Genomic DNA, 16,435 nt, shown 5'->3' on the forward strand with positions numbered 1-16,435 from the left:
CAGACAACGTGATTCAGCTCAAGGCCGGTCAAAACACGCCACTGACCGGTGATGTCGTTCGATTCAGCGCGAAAGCGGATGTCGCGCTGGATATTTCCGCGTTGGTGGTGGCGGAGAACCTGCGTGTGCTCGCGGCCGAGGACTTCGTGTCCTACAACCGGCCTCGGGCGCAGGGCGTCACGCTGTCCGACGGCGCGGTGGCGATCCGGCTTGCCGAGGTCCGCGCCGACGCCACTGCGGTGCTGCTGGTGGTCAGTGCCGATTCGGTCGCACCGGCACCGTCGGCCGGTCTGGGGCCGGTGACCGCCGAGCTCTTCGAAAACGATGTGGTCGCGGCGGAATTCGCGATCACACCGTTGGCGGGGGAGACGGCGCTCATCTGCCTGGAGGTTTATCGCCGCGGCACCGGCTGGAAGCTACGCGCGGTCGGCCAGGGCTACGCGGGTGGACTCGCGCAGCTGCTGACCGCGCACGGGGTCGAGGTCGATGGCGCGCAGGAGAATGCCGCTTCGGCCACGCCACAGGCCGGTGCCGGGTCGGCCGCCGCACGGCCCGATGGCCAGGACACCATCTCCGGGCCACGGGCCCAGGATCTCCGTGCGGGCGAACCTGTGCAGGTGGAGGTCGCGCACGGGCTCGACCGGCTGTGGATGATCTTCGAGGATGCCGCGCGCTCGGCCGCCGCGCTCATCTCGGCCCGTGACTACGCCGCCCAGCGGCTCGATCACGAATTATCCGCCGCGGTATCTGATCCCACCACGAGAAACACCCCTGCCGCCGAGGCCGCGCGGCAGGCCGCGCACCGGCGCAGCGACGAGCTGATCGCCATCGCCGAGGGCAACCACCACCGCGACAGCGAACATCTCATCCGAGAACTCGCCGACGCGGACCGGCTGCTGCCGCCGTCGCTGGCATCCTGGGAGTCGCCCGCGTGGGAGGGTCCCCCCGCGGCGAGCAATGGCATCCGACTCGGCGAACTGCATGCGATCGAGAGGGGACCGCTGCGGGTGCCGTACTGCGTGCCGGTGCCTTTGCACCGACCGCTGTGGATAGATACCGAATCCAGTAGTGCGGCAGCCCCGATCGTCGGCGCACTGCTCGCGCGACTGCTCGCGGCCGATCCCGATCGGCGCGTGCGCGTCGACATGATCGATCTGACCGGGGCGTTCCGTGGGCTCGTCGGCCCGTTGACGCCGGTGCTGAACGGACCACCGGTCACCGACCACACCGATATCTCGGCTCGGCTGCAAGCCCTCGTCGATGCCGCGGAATTGGCCGAACTGGCCTATGAAGGCGGGGTTTTCACGCCTCCGGTCGAACATCGAGTGCTGCTCGCCGCGGACTTCCCGCACGGCTATCAGGCCTCCGACGCGCAACGTATCGGGTCGCTGATGGTCCGCGGAGATCTGATCGGGCTGTCGACCATGATCGTCGGCAGCGACGAATCCGATTCCGGCGATCCCGTCGTGGCGACGCTGTCACAAGCCTGCAGGCATCTGCCGACGATCGACGGCACCCCGCTGTTCGATCCGTGGACCGGAAGCCCATGGCAGCTGGAGCTGGATCTGTTGCCGCGGGAGCCGGAGCGCCAAGCGCGCTACCTACGCGTGAACCACTGACGCCTCGGCGGTCCGCATCCGGCATGTTCAGGTGCGGACCACCGCAACCCGCGGGCGCAGCGATTCGGGCAGCCACGGCAGCAGTGGGTCCGGGGTTCGATCGACGATGCCGCCGGCCGGGTCGTCGATGAAGTCGCGGCGCACCAGGTCCTCGTCGGGCCGGTAGATCTGCCGAATGATCAAGACACACAGGGCGAGCACCGCCAGATCGCGCAGTAGAACGGTTCCGGTGAACCACTGCTCGGGTAGGCCCTTGCGGTCCAGGCCCAGGTAGTAGAACATTCGCGGCACCCACACCAGGGCGTCGACGGTCATCCACGCCAACAGGATCCGCCGGTGCGGCAGCGCAAGCGCGGCCAGCGGAACCAGCCACAGCGAATACTGCGGGCTCCACACCTTGTTCGTCAGCAGGAACGCGGCCACCACCAGGAAGCACAGCGGCGCGAGCCGGGGCCGTCGCGGCGCGGTGAGCGCGATGTAGCCGATCACGAGGCACGCGGCGACGAACACCAGCAGCGACACCACGTTGAGGATGGTCGGCTGCTGATTGTGGGCGAGATCCCCGTCGAAGCCGAGCCAACCGGTGAACGAGGTGATCACGTTGTAGATGGAGTCCGGATCGGCGTGCCGGGTGGTGTTGAGCCGGAAGAATTCGCGCCATCCGCTCGGATACAGCAGGGCGATCGGCAGATTCACCGCCAGCCAGGTCCCCGCCGCGGCCGCGACGGTGACGGCGGCCGCCCCGAGCGGTCGTGAGCTGAGTAGTTGCATGCGGTCACGCACCCAGGCCAGCGCGTCGCGCGGGCTGTCGATATCGCGAGCTCGGAGCCCGAGCTGGGCACTCGGCACCCGGTGCAGCGGGTCGGCGCGCATGCACAGCACCACGATCGGGCCGAGCAGCAGCAAAGGGTACAGCTTGGCCGCGCCGCCGAGACCGAGCAGCACACCGGCGAGCAGCGGTCGCCTGCGTGCCCAGGCGAGCAGGCCGGTCGCCGCGAATGCCGTTGCCAAAGCATCGAAATTGGTGAACGCGTGCACGATCACCAAGGGCGAGCAGGCGATCATCGCCGCGTCCCAGATCCGACGTCCGGCCAGCCTGGCCGATGCCCAGATGGTGACCAGCCACGCCATGGCAAGGCCGAATGCGACGACATTGAAATAGATGACCACCTGCAGCGCGCCGGGCAATGGCAGCGCGTCCCAAGTCTTGGCGATCTCCATGGAGATGTACTGGTACAGGCCCGACAGCACCGGATACTCCATGTACCTTGTCTCGGTGCCGCCATCGGGAGTCTGCTCGGTCCAGGACTTCTTGTACGGGAACGCGCCTTCGTTCAGGCGCTCCGCGCCATACAGCGGCACCGTGTCCGAGTAGCACATGGCTGTGTATTGGCGGCCGTTGTTCCAGTCGAGGGTGAGCGAGCCATCCGAGGCGGTGGTCTGCTGGATGCAGGGCGCCTTGGCTGTCCAGCCGAGGGCGAGGAACACCAGCGCGAGGGCGAGCAGCACCCGCATCGGGGTCCAGAACCGGACCCGGCCGATCAATGCGTGATCACCGACCGGGCCGCCGATGACGGTGCACAGCTGCGCTGTGAGGGAATCGTTGCGGCTCGGCCGATCTCGTCCGTCGGCAGACCGCAGATCCGGCGCGAGCGGTGCCGGGGCCGTGTAGTGCGTCCCGCCGGACTGCCCCCCACTGAACTTCGGCGCGCTCCCTATCGTCGCCTCGTCCATCAGTTGCTGATCGGTCACGGCATCCGAGGCTACCGGCCGTACCTCGCGGTCCGGATCGAGCGGGTCCTTTTCGCGCATTGCGGATCGCATCCGTCGCGGCTAGCCATGGCTGGGAAACAACGCTCTTGCGGCAGGTCCATGGATGTTAGTATCCCGTTGACCGGTCGGCGGTCTGAGGAGGAAGCCGGTCGCTCGAGGTGAAACAGATGCTCAGGATCAGAATGGTTTGCAGTGTGTGGGGTGCGTTTCTGAATACAACTCGTATCGAGCTGTAAATCTTACGAGATCTTGTAGCGAAATCAATGTAGATCGGCCGTTCGAGTTGCCGACTTTGTGTTTATGCGAAAACTGTCAGTGTTGCGATTATCGGGCAGAGTCCGGATTTCATGGGGCTGATCTCGCTCACGTATGCGCCGTGGCTATCAGTGGGTCACGGAGACAGAGGTTTGAAGGGGAAGCAATTGCGTTTGTCGCGCCGGTCGTTCGTGCGTTCCGCGGGAGTCGGAGCAGGAGTTGCCGCGACCGGGCTGGCCAACGCCGCGGTTTCGGCAGTGCCGCCGATCGCGCGGCGCGCTCCACAACTCCCCGACGCCGCCGGCATCGCGGCGACGGATCCCGCGATGCTCTCCGCGGTGGAAGCGGCCAGTCTGCTGCAGGCGCGAAAGCTGCATCCCGCCGAGCTACTCGACGCCTGCATGCGGCGAAGCTCGGCGTTCGACGGCGCGACCACGGCGTGGATCCGGACATATCCCGAGCTCGCGCACGAGCAGGCGAAGCGTGCGGCGGATCGGCTCTCGGCCGGGGGCGCACCGCTTATTTGTGGTCTCCCCATCGCGGTGAAGGACCTGTATGCCGTCGCTGGGCTTCCGCTCACCGCGTCGAGTCGCATCCTCGACGGCAACATAGCCGCAGGTGACTCGACGGTCTGGCGTCGACTGCGCGACAACGGCGCGGTCCTGATGGGGCATGTGCACCACGACGAGTTCGCGATCATGACCAACACCGTTCAGGTCGGGAATCCGTGGAACATCGACGAGACCGTCGGGGGATCATCGGGCGGCAGCGCTGCGGTACTGGCCGCCAGGTTCGCCCCATTGTCGATCGGGACCGACACGGGCGGTTCGATCCGAATCCCGGCCTCGCGCTGTGGCATCAGCGCGATCAAGCCGACCTTCGGGCGGTGCAGCAAATACGGCATCATCCCGGTGATATGGACCAGGGACCATCCGGGACCGCTCGGGCGCAGTATCGCCGACGCGTCGCTGCTGCTGTCCTACATGTCAGGGGCCGACCCATTCGACCCCGTTACCGGTGTCGCGCCGCCGGTACCGGACGGTGGGTTTCCGATTGCCGCAGTGGGTGGTGACAAACCGCTGGCAGGCAAGAGATTCGGGGTGCCGAGGGAGATTGCCGACGCGCTGCCCGACGCGCTCGGGACGTTGTTCGCGCGCTTTCTCGACCTGATCTCGAGGTTGGGGGGCGAGACACAGGACGTCACGATGCCCACCGAGCCGAGCGGGTTGCTCACTGGGGATGCCGTGGAAGTCGGTTTGTATCACCAACAGTGGGCTGATCGCCTCCCGGTGTACGAACCGCCCAGCGCTGCGGTTGTCGGGATGGGTCTTGCTGCACTGGCCTCCCCTGCCGTGGACTACTGGCAGCTCGCACGCGCTCGCGCGAAGTATCAGCGCGACTACAACCGGATGCTGGAAGAGAACCGATTGGACGCGCTGGTTCTGCCCGGTGCGATCACCGATAGTCAGAAGCGCACCGACGCCTCGGCCGCGTCGATTCTCGGACTGAATGTCGCCCCCGTCGTGTGGGCGAATTACACCGGTGCCCCGGTGATTTCGCTACCAGCCGGACGCTCCACCGTGACTGGTGTCCCTTTCGGTGTCCAGCTGGGCGGACGCCCGTGGGCGGAAGCCGAACTGATCTCGATCGGACTCGAACTTCAGGCAGCCGACCCGTCCTGGCGCGACATGCCGCCGCTACAGCCCAATCCACGCGCATTGCCCGAGACGCTTCTGCAGGCCCCGGGGCCGGGCCCCGACCCGACGAACACGGCCGCTGCGGCACCTTCGTTCAGCTTCGTTCCGACGACGAGCACCGCGGAGATTTAACGATCCGACGGCTCCACCGCTTCCGGTCGCCGTGACTGGTCGGTGCCGAACCACGTCGGCCGGAGCGACAGGCCGACCCCCAAGGGGCACGAACCTGTTCGCCACCGTCCTATACGTACTGCCGGTCGCGGACCGAACTACCGGCTACGCGTCGGCTGTGTCCCGTTACCCGACTGTCCCTCACCCGAGTTGCCGTTGCCGTTGCCGTTGGGGCGTGGTGCACCGGTGACCGTCGGTGCCGAGCCGTCGGCAGGCGCCACCGGCTGCCCGGGCAGCGGTCCCGGTCCGGTCTCCTGTTGTTGCTGCTGCGGGCGCTGCTGCGGCTGCGGCTGCACGCCGGGCACCGGAATGGTGATGCCGGGCAGGATCTCCACCTGGCTCGGTACGACCACGACGGGCGGCAGGAACGGCGCCTCGCTGATCGATGGCGCGGTGTAGGGCGCGCTCCACTCCGGCACGCCGGCCTGGCCCTTGATCGGGGCTGGCTTCGGGAAGGTCTCGTTGGGGGTGCCCTGCAGGGCACCGTCCATGGTGGCCTTCCAGATGTCGGACGGCAGGCCGGAGCCGTAGATCATGCCGCCGCTGTAATTGCGCAGCGGGGTGTTGTCGACACTGCCCACCCAGACCGCTGTCGACAGCGACGGGGTGTAGCCGACCATCCAGGTGTCCTTGTTCTCGCCGGTGTCGAGCAGCTGCGCGGTGCCGGTCTTGGACGCGGACTCGCGGCCGCCGGACAGGTTGTGGTTGCGCGACCAGGCCGCGATCGGCTTCATCGCGGCGGTCACGTTGTCGGCTACGGCTTCCGAGACGCGCCGTTCGCCTGCGACGTCACCGCGGTCGAGCAGGACCTGACCGTCGGCGGTCACGACCTTCTGCACGAAGTGCGGCGCGTGGTAGGTACCTGACGCGGCCAGAGTCGCGTAGGCCGAGGCCATGTCGAGCACCCGCGCCTGGTACTGGCCGAGCACGATGCCGTTGTTCGGGCCGGAGCCGTCCGGCTCGGTCAGGGTCTTGCCGACGCCGGGGATGGTCTCCGGGATGCCGAGCTTGTGCGCCATGTCGGCGATCTTGTTCGGGCCGTTCTGCATGTCTAGCTGCATGCGGTAGAAGCTGGTGTTGAGCGACCGCTTCAGTGCCTCGGCAATGGTGCACATGCCGCACTGCTCGCCCTCGACATTGGTGATCTTGATGCCGTTGACGGTCAGCGGCGCGCTGTCGTACATCTGCGACAGCGGGATGCCGAGCTCGAGGTTTTCCGCGAGACCGAAGACCTTGAACGAGGACCCGGTCTGCAGGCCAGCGTTGGCGAAGTCGTAGCCCTGGCCGTCGCTGCCGCCGTAGTAGGCGCGCACGGCACCGGTGCGCGGATCCACCGATACCACCGCGGTCCGCAGCTGGTCCGGTTCACCCTGCATTTTCTTGGTCGCCGCATCGACGGCGGCCTGCTGCGCCTTCGGATCGATCGTGGTGGTGATCGACAGCCCAGCGGTGTTCAGCTCCTGCTCGCTGATGCCCGCGGTGGACAGCTCCTTGAGCACCTGCGTCTTGATCAGACCCTCCGGCCCGGTGTCCAGGGTCTTGTCTTTGGTCGTCGACAACGGCACCACCTGCGGGAACTGCATGCCTTGGCGCTCGTCGGCCTTGAGGTTGCCGCCGGAGACCATGCCGTCGAGCACGTAATTCCAGCGGGTCTTCGCGCCCTCCGGATTCTTCTCGGGGTCCAAGCCGGACGGCTGCTGAATGGTGGCGGCGAGCACCGCACCCTCGGCCGCCGTCAGTTCCTGTACCGGCTTGCCGAAGTAGGCCTTGGCCGCTGCGTCGATGCCGTACGCACCGCGGCCGAAGTAGATGGTGTTCAAGTAGGCGGCGAGGATTTCGTCCTTGCTCCACTGCCGCGCCATCTTCGCCGAGATGACCAGCTCGTGCATCTTTCGGGTCAGCGAGCGTTCGTCACCGACCAGCGCGTTCTTCACGTACTGCTGGGTGATCGTCGAGCCACCGCCCGCGCTTTCCTTGCCGAGGATGTTGTCCCGTGCGGCACGCGCGAAGCCGGAGATGGAGAAGCCGGGGTTGGTGTAGAAATCCCGGTCCTCGGCGGCGATCACCGCGTTGCGCACATGCGGCGGAATCTGCTCGATGGTCACGTCGGTGCGGTTGCCCTCCGGCGGAACGACCTTGCTGAGCACCGTGTTGCCGTCGGCGGCCAAGATCGTCGCGACCTGGTTGGTGCGCAGATCGCCGGGCTGCGGCACCGAGACGGTCGTGTACGCGACCAGGAAGACGGCACTCGGCACCACGATGGCCAGTGCCAAGCAGACATAGAGCACCCGGCGCACGATCCGCCACGGCGACTTTTTCTTCGCGCCAGGACCGCGCTTGCCCGGTCCATCGGATCCACCGTCACCGCCGCCATGGCGGCGCGGCGGCGGTCCGGACGGCGGCGCGCCCGCGGTACGGGGCCGAGGTCCCGTACCGGGCCCGGCGCTTCGCGCACCGTCGGTACGAGCCGGCCGATCGATGGCGGGACGCGGTCCGGTGGCCGGTCGGGTCCCGGCCGGTGCCGTGGAGCGACGATTGCGCTCGGCCACCGCCTCGGTCAATGAACCCGGCCGCTGGATCTTCTGGGTGGGCTGGACCGGATTGGGCGCGCCTGGGGGCTGGGGACGACCCTGCGGCGGGCGCTGCGGGGGCGGTCCCTGGCGGCGTGGCGGCTGCGGGCCGCGCAGCTCACCCGGGTACGGGCCCGGAGGCTGCGGTCGCGGCCCGCCTGGCGGCGGGCCGGGCCGGGCACCGCCGGGTGGGGGACCGGCTGGACGCTGATTCGGGTAGGGAGGTTGTGAACTTCGCTGAGTACGGCCGCCGTGCGGTTCATCGCCGTAGGGGGAAGTCTCGTAGGGCGAATTCACTGACAAGATCTCCATAACTCGTAACGGTCTTCGGGGCTCGGTGCGGTCGTGATCACCGCGGCGGACGCGTGCAGGCTCCGCGTGTCATCCGACGGGCAGATGACCAGGCACATTATTCGGCAGCGCGCCGGTTGGCCCGGGTACCTGTGCGACGGCGCGTTGGCGCCGGAGCGGTACCGAGCACGTAGGACTGCACCAGATGATTCCAGCTGCAGCTCCGGCATACCTCGACGACATGGACCGAGAACTCTTCGCGAGTCTCGGCGAGGCGTATCAGTTCCTCTGGTGTTCGAGCCGAACCCGCCATCGCTCCGACGCCGTCGCCGTAGATCCAGGATACGAGCGTGAGCTGTTCTTTCCGGCAGATAGGGCATGTGACCTCGCTCCCCCGACCGTGGAACTTCGCCGCGCGCAGCAGGTAGGTATTCGCATCACATACCTCGGCGACATCGACACGGCCCGCATAGACGTCAGCGAGCAGCGATCGGCGCCGGAGCGCATAGTCGACCACCTGCCGCTGAGTTCGCACGAGAACCAGAGTAGCGGTGTTGCAAATGGTCCGCGCCGGGCTGTGCGGGATTGCCGGCACAGTAACAGGGTCCGATCAGGGGCGATGACCGGTCGGGCCGACTACTATTCGTCTGTGTCCACAGCAGCATCCGGGCGCACGCGAGCGCGTGACCTCGACCGCGCGAATACCTGCGGCGTGCTGGATGCCGCTTATGCCGAAGGGCAGCTCGGCGCCGACGAGTATCACGACCGAACGGCGCAGGTCACGGCGGCGAAGACGCTCGGCGAGCTGGAGCGAGTCGTCGGCGATCTGCAAGCGCCTACGGCCGTACGGGATCTCGTTGCGTCCCAGCCTGCCCAGCCGCGAAATCTGTTGCGTCGCCGCAGATCCGCGGATGGTTATCCGCGTCACACTCGCGCCCGCGACGCTGATCGCGCCACCACCGTCGAGCTGTTGGACAGTGGTCGCCGCGACGGCCAGCTCACCGAGGAAGAACACGAGACCCTCACCGAACTGGCGGCAGGGGCCGAGACGCTGGGCGACCTGGCCGGACTCGTCGACGATCTGCAGCGACCGGCCGACGCGGCGGCGCTGCCGCAACCGCCACACTCGAATCGTCGGCAGTGGTATCCGGCGGCCGTCGCGCTGGCGGCCGTCTGCGCGGCCGTTATCGCATTCGCGCTGACCAGTCGTGCTTCGGAGACCGAGTCACGCCCCATCGCGCCCGTCGCCGCGCCAATGCCGGACCTGGGTTCGGTGCAGCCGGTGGTGGTAGCGATGCCCAATCTGCTTACCCGCGAGGGGCTTACGCTGTTCCTGCGGAAGTATCGCGAGAAATTCGGCGATCTGCAGGTCGACGAACTGACCCTGTACGACGGCTATGCCCGCCTGTCGCGCCCGGTGCCCGGCCGGCCCAATCGCGTCGTCTCCTACGACTACCGCGGTGGATTCGTGCAGAGTGGCGACGTCACCAGCCGTAAGGCCGACCAACCCGCCGCCGACTTGGCCGACCTGAGCGTCCCGGCGATCTCGGCAGCGCTTGCCGGCGCGGCCGCCACGCTCCGGGTGTCGAACGGGGTCGTCTCGCATCTGGGTGTCGAGGTCAACGACTCCGGCTCCTACAGCAATTACGGGATCGCCAAGGACAAGCCGTTCGTCGCGATCTATGTGAGCAACTCGTTCAAAGAGTCCGGTCATATGGTGCTGAATCCGGCGGGCGAGGTTGCTCGCGCGTGGCCGTTCGAGGGGTGACCGAATAATGGCAACGACGCGCTACAGCGGAATCCGGGCCCGTGACACGGACCGGGCGGATGTCTGCGGCCTGCTCGACACGGCATTGTCCGACGGCCAACTCAGCGTTGACGAACACGCTGTCCGTGCCGCAAAGGCAATGCGGGCCAAGTCTTTCGGCGAGTTGGACGACATTGTCGCCGATCTGCAGATTCCCGACAACCTGGTCGACGCTCCGGTGATTCGGGTCGATCGTCGTCGTCCTCGGCGCTGGCTCGCACCGGTGGCGGTCGTCATCGTGGCCGCGGTGATCGGTGCCGCGGTAGGCGGCATCACGCGCTGTGCCACGGACTCGTCCGGGCTGTTCGGATCGAACGAGCACGTGCCGGTGCTCACCACGGGCGCGGGTCTCGCGTACTTCATCGACGAATATCGTGCCGAGTTCGGGGATACAAAGGCCGACGAGGTCACGGCGTACCCGGGGTATGTGCTCTTCAAGCGGCAGGCGGCGGACAACCCAACCGTCACCGCCAGCTACTACTACAACGGAAGTTTTCGGGAGCCGACCACCTCCAACGGGCGCAAACCCGATGTCCGCACCGTCGACCTCGCCACCATGGACCTGCGTGCCATCGCCGGGCTGCTGGCCGGTGCGCCGCAGACGGTGAAGCTGCCCGATGGCGTGGTGAGTCACGTCAGCCTGGAGTTGGCTTCCAGCAGTTCGATCGATCTCGGCCCCGTCGTCGAGATCCACCTGGCGAACCAGGCGAGTAGCTCCGGCTACCTGACCGCCACCTTCGCCGGGGAGCCACTGCGGGTCTCCCTACCCAGTCGCTGACACCCCTCTGTCACTGTGCAAACCTCTCGACTATTGGTTGAGACTATCCCTGGTTATATCGCTCCGATATAGTGGAAAGTCGCATCCATCGGTTAGGTCTGTACACAAGTCAGGGAGGTGAAGCCCGATGCTCGAGCTGGCAATCCTCGGGCTGCTCCTCGAATCGCCCATGCACGGGTACGAGCTGCGCAAGCGGCTGACCGGTTTGCTCGGGCCGTTTCGGGCCTTCTCCTACGGGTCGCTCTACCCGACGCTGCGCCGAATGCAGACCGACGGGCTGATCGCGGAGGAGAACGTCGCAGGCGTTGCCATGCGCCGTGCGCGGCGGGTCTATCAGCTGACACCGGCCGGGCGGGAGCGGTTCACCGAACTGCTCGCCGACACCGGACCGCAGAACTACACCGACGACGGCTTCGGCGTCCACCTGGCGTTTTTCAGTCGCACCCCCGCGGAAGCGCGGATGCGGATTCTGGAGGGCAGGCGGCGGCAGGTCGAGGAGCGCCGAGAGGGACTGCGGGAGGCGATCAAAAAAGCCAGCGGGTCGCTGGATCGCTACACCCGTCAGCTCCACCAACTCGGTCTGGAATCAAGCGAGCGCGAAGTGCGCTGGCTCAACGAGTTGATTGCAGCGGAGCAATCGACGAATGCGGCACCACAGAAAGAGGGAAACATCGGCCATGACTGAAACGAACCAGGCTGACACAGTTCGCGTGGCCATCGTGGGCGTGGGTAACTGCGCTTCTTCTTTGGTCCAGGGCGTGCAGTACTACAAGGACGCCGACGAAACCGCCACCGTGCCTGGCCTCATGCACGTCAAGTTCGGCAAGTACCACGTCCGCGACGTCAAGTTCGTCGCTGCCTTCGACGTCGACGCCAAGAAGGTCGGCTTCGATCTGTCCGAGGCGATCTTCGCCAGCGAGAACAACACCATCAAGATCTCCGATGTGCCGCCCAGCGACGTCGTCGTACAGCGCGGCCCGACCCTCGACGGCATCGGCAAGTACTACGCCGAGACCATCGAGCTGTCCGAAGCCGAGCCGGCCGACGTGGTCAAGGTGCTGAAGGACAACAAGGTCGACGTTCTGGTGTCCTACCTGCCGGTGGGCTCCGAGCAGGCCGACAAGTTCTACGCCCAGTGCGCCATCGACGCGGGTGTCGCCTTCGTCAACGCGCTGCCGGTGTTCATCGCCTCGGATCCGGAGTGGGCCGCCAAGTTCACCGATGCCGGTATTCCGATCGTCGGTGACGACATCAAGAGCCAGGTCGGCGCGACCATCACCCACCGCGTGATGGCCAAGCTGTTCGAAGACCGCGGTGTGCAACTCGACCGCACCATGCAGCTGAACGTCGGCGGCAACATGGACTTCAAGAACATGCTCGAGCGTGAGCGTCTCGAGTCGAAGAAGATCTCCAAGACCCAGGCCGTCACCAGCAACCTGAAGAAGGAACTGGGCGCCAACGACGTGCACATCGGCCCGTCCGATCACGTCGGCTGGCTCGACGACCGCAAGTGGGCCTACGTCCGGCTCGAGGGCCGCGCCTTCGGTGACGTGCCGCTGAACCTGGAGTACAAGCTCGAGGTGTGGGACTCGCCCAACTCCGCGGGCATCATCATCGACGCCGTGCGCGCCGCCAAGATCGCCCTCGACCGCGGCATCGGCGGACCGGTCATCCCGGCCTCGGCGTACCTCATGAAGTCCCCGCCGAAGCAGCTGGCCGACGACGTCGCCCGCACCCAGCTCGAGGCCTTCATCATCGGAGCTGAGTGATCTAACGCCCCCTTGGGCCGCGCGGATGTGGGCGATCGCGAAGATGGATAGGGCCCGGCACCACAAAGCAATTTGTGGTGCCGGGCCCTCTGTCGCCCCCACTCGGCACGATGATGCCTTTCGAGCGAAGCGAGATCGAGCATTAGAGTTCGCGGCCCGTCTCGCGTCCGAGTGGCCGAAGCGCATGCGCCGAAGGCGCGAGTCTCGGCCGCTCGGACGCGAGACCAAGGGGGCCGCGAACACGCGGCGCCGAAGGCGCCGCCAAAAAACACAGCTCAATCCAGCGAGACGTAGACCTCGACGGAGGCCGGGCCGGTGTAGCGCTCGATCTCGGCGGTGTGCGAGCGGGTGATGGTTCCCGCGTTCTCGGCCTTGCGTACCTGGGCCCACGCGGTGCGTAGCAGGTCGTAAGGCTTATCGGAGACAACGAACTTCGCGTAGCGGCCCTGGGGTAGCCGGGTCACCACGTCACCCGCGTCCATCTCCTCCATCGCGGCCACCTCGTAGCCGAGCACGGCAACCGCATGATCGTTCTGGCCGATATAGGCGGCGACGCGCGGCACGTTCTTCTCCCGTGCCAGGTACCTGTCCCAGGTGAAGTTCACCAGGTCCAGGTCGCGTGCGGTCACCTCGCGGCCGGCCAGCGGCACGGTGAGCCCGGCGACCAGGCTCTCATCCAATGTGACTATCTCGAAGTCCACAGCCCGTTCCTACTCGTCGACCTGATCGTCTGCCAGTGCCACGAAGACCTCGACCGTCCTGGCGTCCGGATAGTGCTCCGAATCGCCGGTATAGGCGCGCACGAATCGACCGGCGGCCTCCGCATCCCACACCGCGCGCCAGATCGACACGATGGTGTCCCCGAGGTTGTCCCCGCTCGCCGTGAATCGGGCGAACCGGCCCGCGGGCACTCGTGCGAGCACATCACCGGGCAGCAGGTCGGCGAGGGTGCGGCAGCGGTAGCCGACGATGTGGGTCAGATACGAGTTGATCTCGGGCGCGTGGTCGACATACGCGGTCGTCGGCGGCCCGGGCAGCGAGCGAGCCAGATTGCGCTTCCACGCCTCTTCGACCTTCGTGCGACGCGGCCCCTCGACCGCGAGCGCCGGGCTGCGAAGCACTGTTCCCGCCACCAGCGTCTCGGGACGGTCAACGACATTGAAATCCACCGGCGTAGCCCCTATGTCTAGTCTTTCGTCGTCGCTCGAGCGCATATCCTTCCGCATGGGTTGCGCGGCATCGGTGCCGACCCAGTTCGGTTCCCGGGCCGTTTTGCTCTCACTCTGGCAAACGATGCTGCCACGTCATCCGTTCCCGGTGGGAGCGTGGGCGCAGATTCGACATCATCCCGGTACCGGGATGCTCAATCCTGGGAAAATCTCCACCTGTTTGGGTTCCTGCGGCGCGGGTGGAATCACGATGGCCGGGCTCTGTGCGGGACTCTTCGGCGGGTTCAGGATGTCGTAGCTACCGCCCGATGGCTTGCCGGCCTCCTGGCCGCCTGCCGCCGGGAATTGCTCGATGGGGGTGTCTTCGAGCGCGCCGTCCATCATCTGCTTCCAGATGTCGGCGGGCAGTCCGGAGCCGTAGATGTCGGATCCGCGTGCGGTCCGGATCGGCTCGGACTGTTCGGTACCGATCCACACCGCTGTCGACATGGACGGGGTGAAGCCGATCGTCCACGCGTCCTTGTTCGACTTCGTGTCGTTGAGCTGGGTGGTGCCGGTCTTGGCGGCCGAGGGGCGGCCACCGGCCAGATTGTGGCCGTTCGAATACGCCGCGATCGGTGTCATCGCCTGGATGGTGCTCTCGGCGATCGCGCGCGGAATGCGCTGCTGTCCTGGCGGCTGCTGCTTGCCGACCTGGTGTTCGGGCGCACCGCGATCCAGCAGCACCCGGCCGTCGCCGGTCACCACCCGCTGCACGAAGTACGGCTGGTGGTAGACACCGGAATTGGCGATCGTCGCATAGGCAGAGGCCATATCGATGGGGCGAACCAGATACTGCCCCAACACGATTCCGTTCAGCGGCCGTCCGTCCTCCTCTGCGAGCGTCTTGCCGGCAACACCGGGGATCTCCTCTGGGATGCCCGCCTGATGGGCCGCGTCCGCGATGGCTTGCGGTCCGTCGAACATTGTCATCGTCAGCCGGTAGAAGCTGGTATTCAGCGACCGCTTCAACGCCTCGGCCATGGTGCACCTGCCGCACGATTCGCCGTCCACATTGGTGATCTTGGTGCCGCGATCGGTCACCGGGGAACTGTCGAGCATGCGCGAGAGCGGAATGCTCTGTTGCTGCGCGGCGATCACCGCGAACACCTTGAACGCCGATCCGGTCTGCAGCGGCGCCTGCGCGAAGTCGTAGCCGACTCCGTTGCTGCCGCCGTAGTAGGCGCGCACCGCCCCGGAGCGTGGGTCGATCGAGACCACCGCGCTGCGCAGCTCGGGCGGCTGCGGATCGAGCCGGTCGTGCACCGCGCCGAGCGCGGACTGCTGGGCCCGCGCATCAATGGTGCTGGTGATCTGCAGCGCGCCGGTATTCAGCTCCCGCTCGCCGATCCCGGAGGAGCGCAGCTCGCGCAACACCTGCGCGCGGATCAGACCCTCCGGGCCGCGGGCCACGTTCTCGTCGGGAATCTCGGAGATCGGGACGATCGGCGGGAATACCGTCGCGTCGCGATCGCCGGGCGCGAGCACCTCCATCTCCACCATGCCGTCCAGCACGTACTTCCAGCGTGCTTTCAGCTCGGTGAGATGGGTTTCCGGGTCCAGGATCGAGGGGGTGCGAATGACCGCGGCCAGCACCGCGCCCTCAGCCAGGGTCAGCTGTGGCACCGGCTTGTCGAAATAGGCTTTCGCCGCCTCCGCGATGCCGTAGGCGCCGCGGCCGTAATAGATGGTGTTGAGGTAGGCGGCGAGGATGTCGTCCTTGCTCCACTGCCGCGCCATCTTCGCCGCGATGACCAGCTCGCGCATCTTCCTGGTGAGGGTGCGTTCGGAGCCGAGGAAGGCGTTCTTCACATACTGCTGGGTGATGGTGGAGCCGCCGCCCGCGTCCCCGCGCCCGAACAGGTTGTCACGGGCTGCTCGCAGGAATCCGGAGGTCGAGTATCCGGGGTTGGTGTAGAAGTTGCGGTCTTCGGCCGAGAGCACCGCGTCGCGCAACGATTTCGGTACGTCGCTCAGCGGTATCGGGGTCCGATTCCCTTCTGGGGGAACAACCTTGGCGATAACGGTGGTGCCGTCCGAGGCGAGGATGGTGGCGATCTGATTGGTCTGCACCGACGTCGGATCGGGGATCTCGGCGCTCCAGTAGACGAGCACGCTGAGCGTCGACGGCACGGCGACGAAAATGATGAACAGTGCGAGCAGCAGCCGCCGGAGTCGTTCGCCGCGGGTGCGTTGCGGCCGATCGGCAGTGGTGGGCGCGGGCTTGGTCGGCGTGGCCGCGCGGCGTGGTCTCGCAGGTCGGGTGGACCTTTTGCGATCCGCGGGAGTGGTCTTCCGCTCGTTCCATCCGGCGACGGAGGCATAGGGTGCGGCCGACGGTGTGCCCCGCGCGCGCCGAGGATTACCGCGTTCTCGCCGCTTGCCGAACGAGCTCACGATCATCTCCTCCCGGAGCGTCGGTAAAACTCACCTGCACGGACAACGATCGGAAACCGCGTCTTTCGACGGGCTCGAATCTACCGCGTCGAAGTGACCC

The 16,435-nt window shown here is 66.7% G+C and carries 12 protein-coding genes; 6 read left to right on the top strand and 6 right to left on the bottom strand.

What is annotated here, in order from left to right; translation table 11 throughout:
• Positions 1-8 precede the first annotated feature (8 nt).
• The gene (locus ACFQZZ_RS03655; protein WP_378673820.1) at positions 9-1,619 is read left to right on the top strand and encodes a TerD family protein; all 1,611 of its coding nucleotides are present in this window, start codon (positions 9-11) and stop codon (positions 1,617-1,619) included.
• A 27-nt stretch (positions 1,620-1,646) separates the two neighbouring features.
• On the opposite strand, the gene ACFQZZ_RS03660 is transcribed toward ACFQZZ_RS03655, so the two are convergent.
• Complete coding sequence (locus tag ACFQZZ_RS03660) at positions 1,647-3,431, bottom strand: glycosyltransferase family 87 protein (protein ID WP_378673823.1); 1,785 nt, start codon at positions 3,429-3,431, stop codon at positions 1,647-1,649.
• 542 nt (positions 3,432-3,973) lie between these two features.
• On the opposite strand from ACFQZZ_RS03660, the gene ACFQZZ_RS03665 reads away from it, so the two are divergent.
• The gene (locus ACFQZZ_RS03665) at positions 3,974-5,476 is read left to right on the top strand and encodes an amidase (RefSeq protein WP_378674078.1); all 1,503 of its coding nucleotides are present in this window, start codon (positions 3,974-3,976) and stop codon (positions 5,474-5,476) included.
• Positions 5,477-5,613: 137 nt separating this feature from the next.
• On the opposite strand, the gene ACFQZZ_RS03670 is transcribed toward ACFQZZ_RS03665, so the two are convergent.
• Positions 5,614-8,076 carry a transglycosylase domain-containing protein gene (locus ACFQZZ_RS03670; protein WP_378673826.1) on the bottom strand — a complete coding sequence of 821 codons (2,463 nt, stop codon included), beginning with the start codon at positions 8,074-8,076 and terminating at the stop codon, positions 5,614-5,616.
• Positions 8,077-8,494: 418 nt separating this feature from the next.
• Positions 8,495-8,911 (bottom strand): DUF5318 domain-containing protein, encoded by a 417-nt coding sequence (locus ACFQZZ_RS03675; RefSeq protein ID WP_378673829.1) that lies wholly within the window; start codon positions 8,909-8,911, stop codon positions 8,495-8,497.
• Positions 8,912-9,025: 114 nt separating this feature from the next.
• Between ACFQZZ_RS03675 and ACFQZZ_RS03680 the strand changes: the two genes are divergently transcribed.
• The 4 genes from ACFQZZ_RS03680 (at position 9,026) to ACFQZZ_RS03695 (ending at position 12,730) form a co-directional block, all read left to right on the top strand.
• Complete coding sequence (locus tag ACFQZZ_RS03680) at positions 9,026-10,144, top strand: DUF1707 domain-containing protein (RefSeq protein WP_378673831.1); 1,119 nt, start codon at positions 9,026-9,028, stop codon at positions 10,142-10,144.
• 7 nt (positions 10,145-10,151) lie between these two features.
• Positions 10,152-10,961 (top strand): DUF1707 domain-containing protein, encoded by an 810-nt coding sequence (locus tag ACFQZZ_RS03685; RefSeq protein WP_378673834.1) that lies wholly within the window; start codon positions 10,152-10,154, stop codon positions 10,959-10,961.
• 127 nt (positions 10,962-11,088) lie between these two features.
• A complete protein-coding gene (locus ACFQZZ_RS03690) occupies positions 11,089-11,646 on the top strand; it encodes a PadR family transcriptional regulator (protein WP_378673837.1) in 558 nt (185 codons plus the stop codon).
• Positions 11,639-12,730, top strand: coding sequence for an inositol-3-phosphate synthase (locus ACFQZZ_RS03695; RefSeq protein ID WP_378673840.1), 1,092 nt, complete (start codon positions 11,639-11,641; stop codon positions 12,728-12,730). The genes ACFQZZ_RS03690 and ACFQZZ_RS03695 overlap by 8 nt, the downstream gene beginning before the upstream one ends.
• Before the next feature lie 275 nt (positions 12,731-13,005).
• Here the strand turns inward: ACFQZZ_RS03695 and ACFQZZ_RS03700 are convergent, their stop codons facing one another.
• From ACFQZZ_RS03700 to ACFQZZ_RS03710, 3 genes are all read right to left on the bottom strand, one after another.
• Entirely contained in the window at positions 13,006-13,431 is a 426-nt protein-coding gene (locus tag ACFQZZ_RS03700; protein WP_378673842.1) for a GyrI-like domain-containing protein, read from the bottom strand.
• 9 nt (positions 13,432-13,440) lie between these two features.
• A complete protein-coding gene (locus tag ACFQZZ_RS03705; protein WP_378673844.1) occupies positions 13,441-13,899 on the bottom strand; it encodes a GyrI-like domain-containing protein in 459 nt (152 codons plus the stop codon).
• Between the two features lie 174 nt (positions 13,900-14,073).
• A complete protein-coding gene (locus ACFQZZ_RS03710) occupies positions 14,074-16,341 on the bottom strand; it encodes a transglycosylase domain-containing protein (RefSeq protein ID WP_378673847.1) in 2,268 nt (755 codons plus the stop codon).
• Positions 16,342-16,435 lie beyond the last annotated feature (94 nt).

It is taken from the genome of Nocardia sp. GCM10030253 (assembly GCF_042675075.1).
GTDB lineage: Bacteria > Actinomycetota > Actinomycetes > Mycobacteriales > Mycobacteriaceae > Nocardia.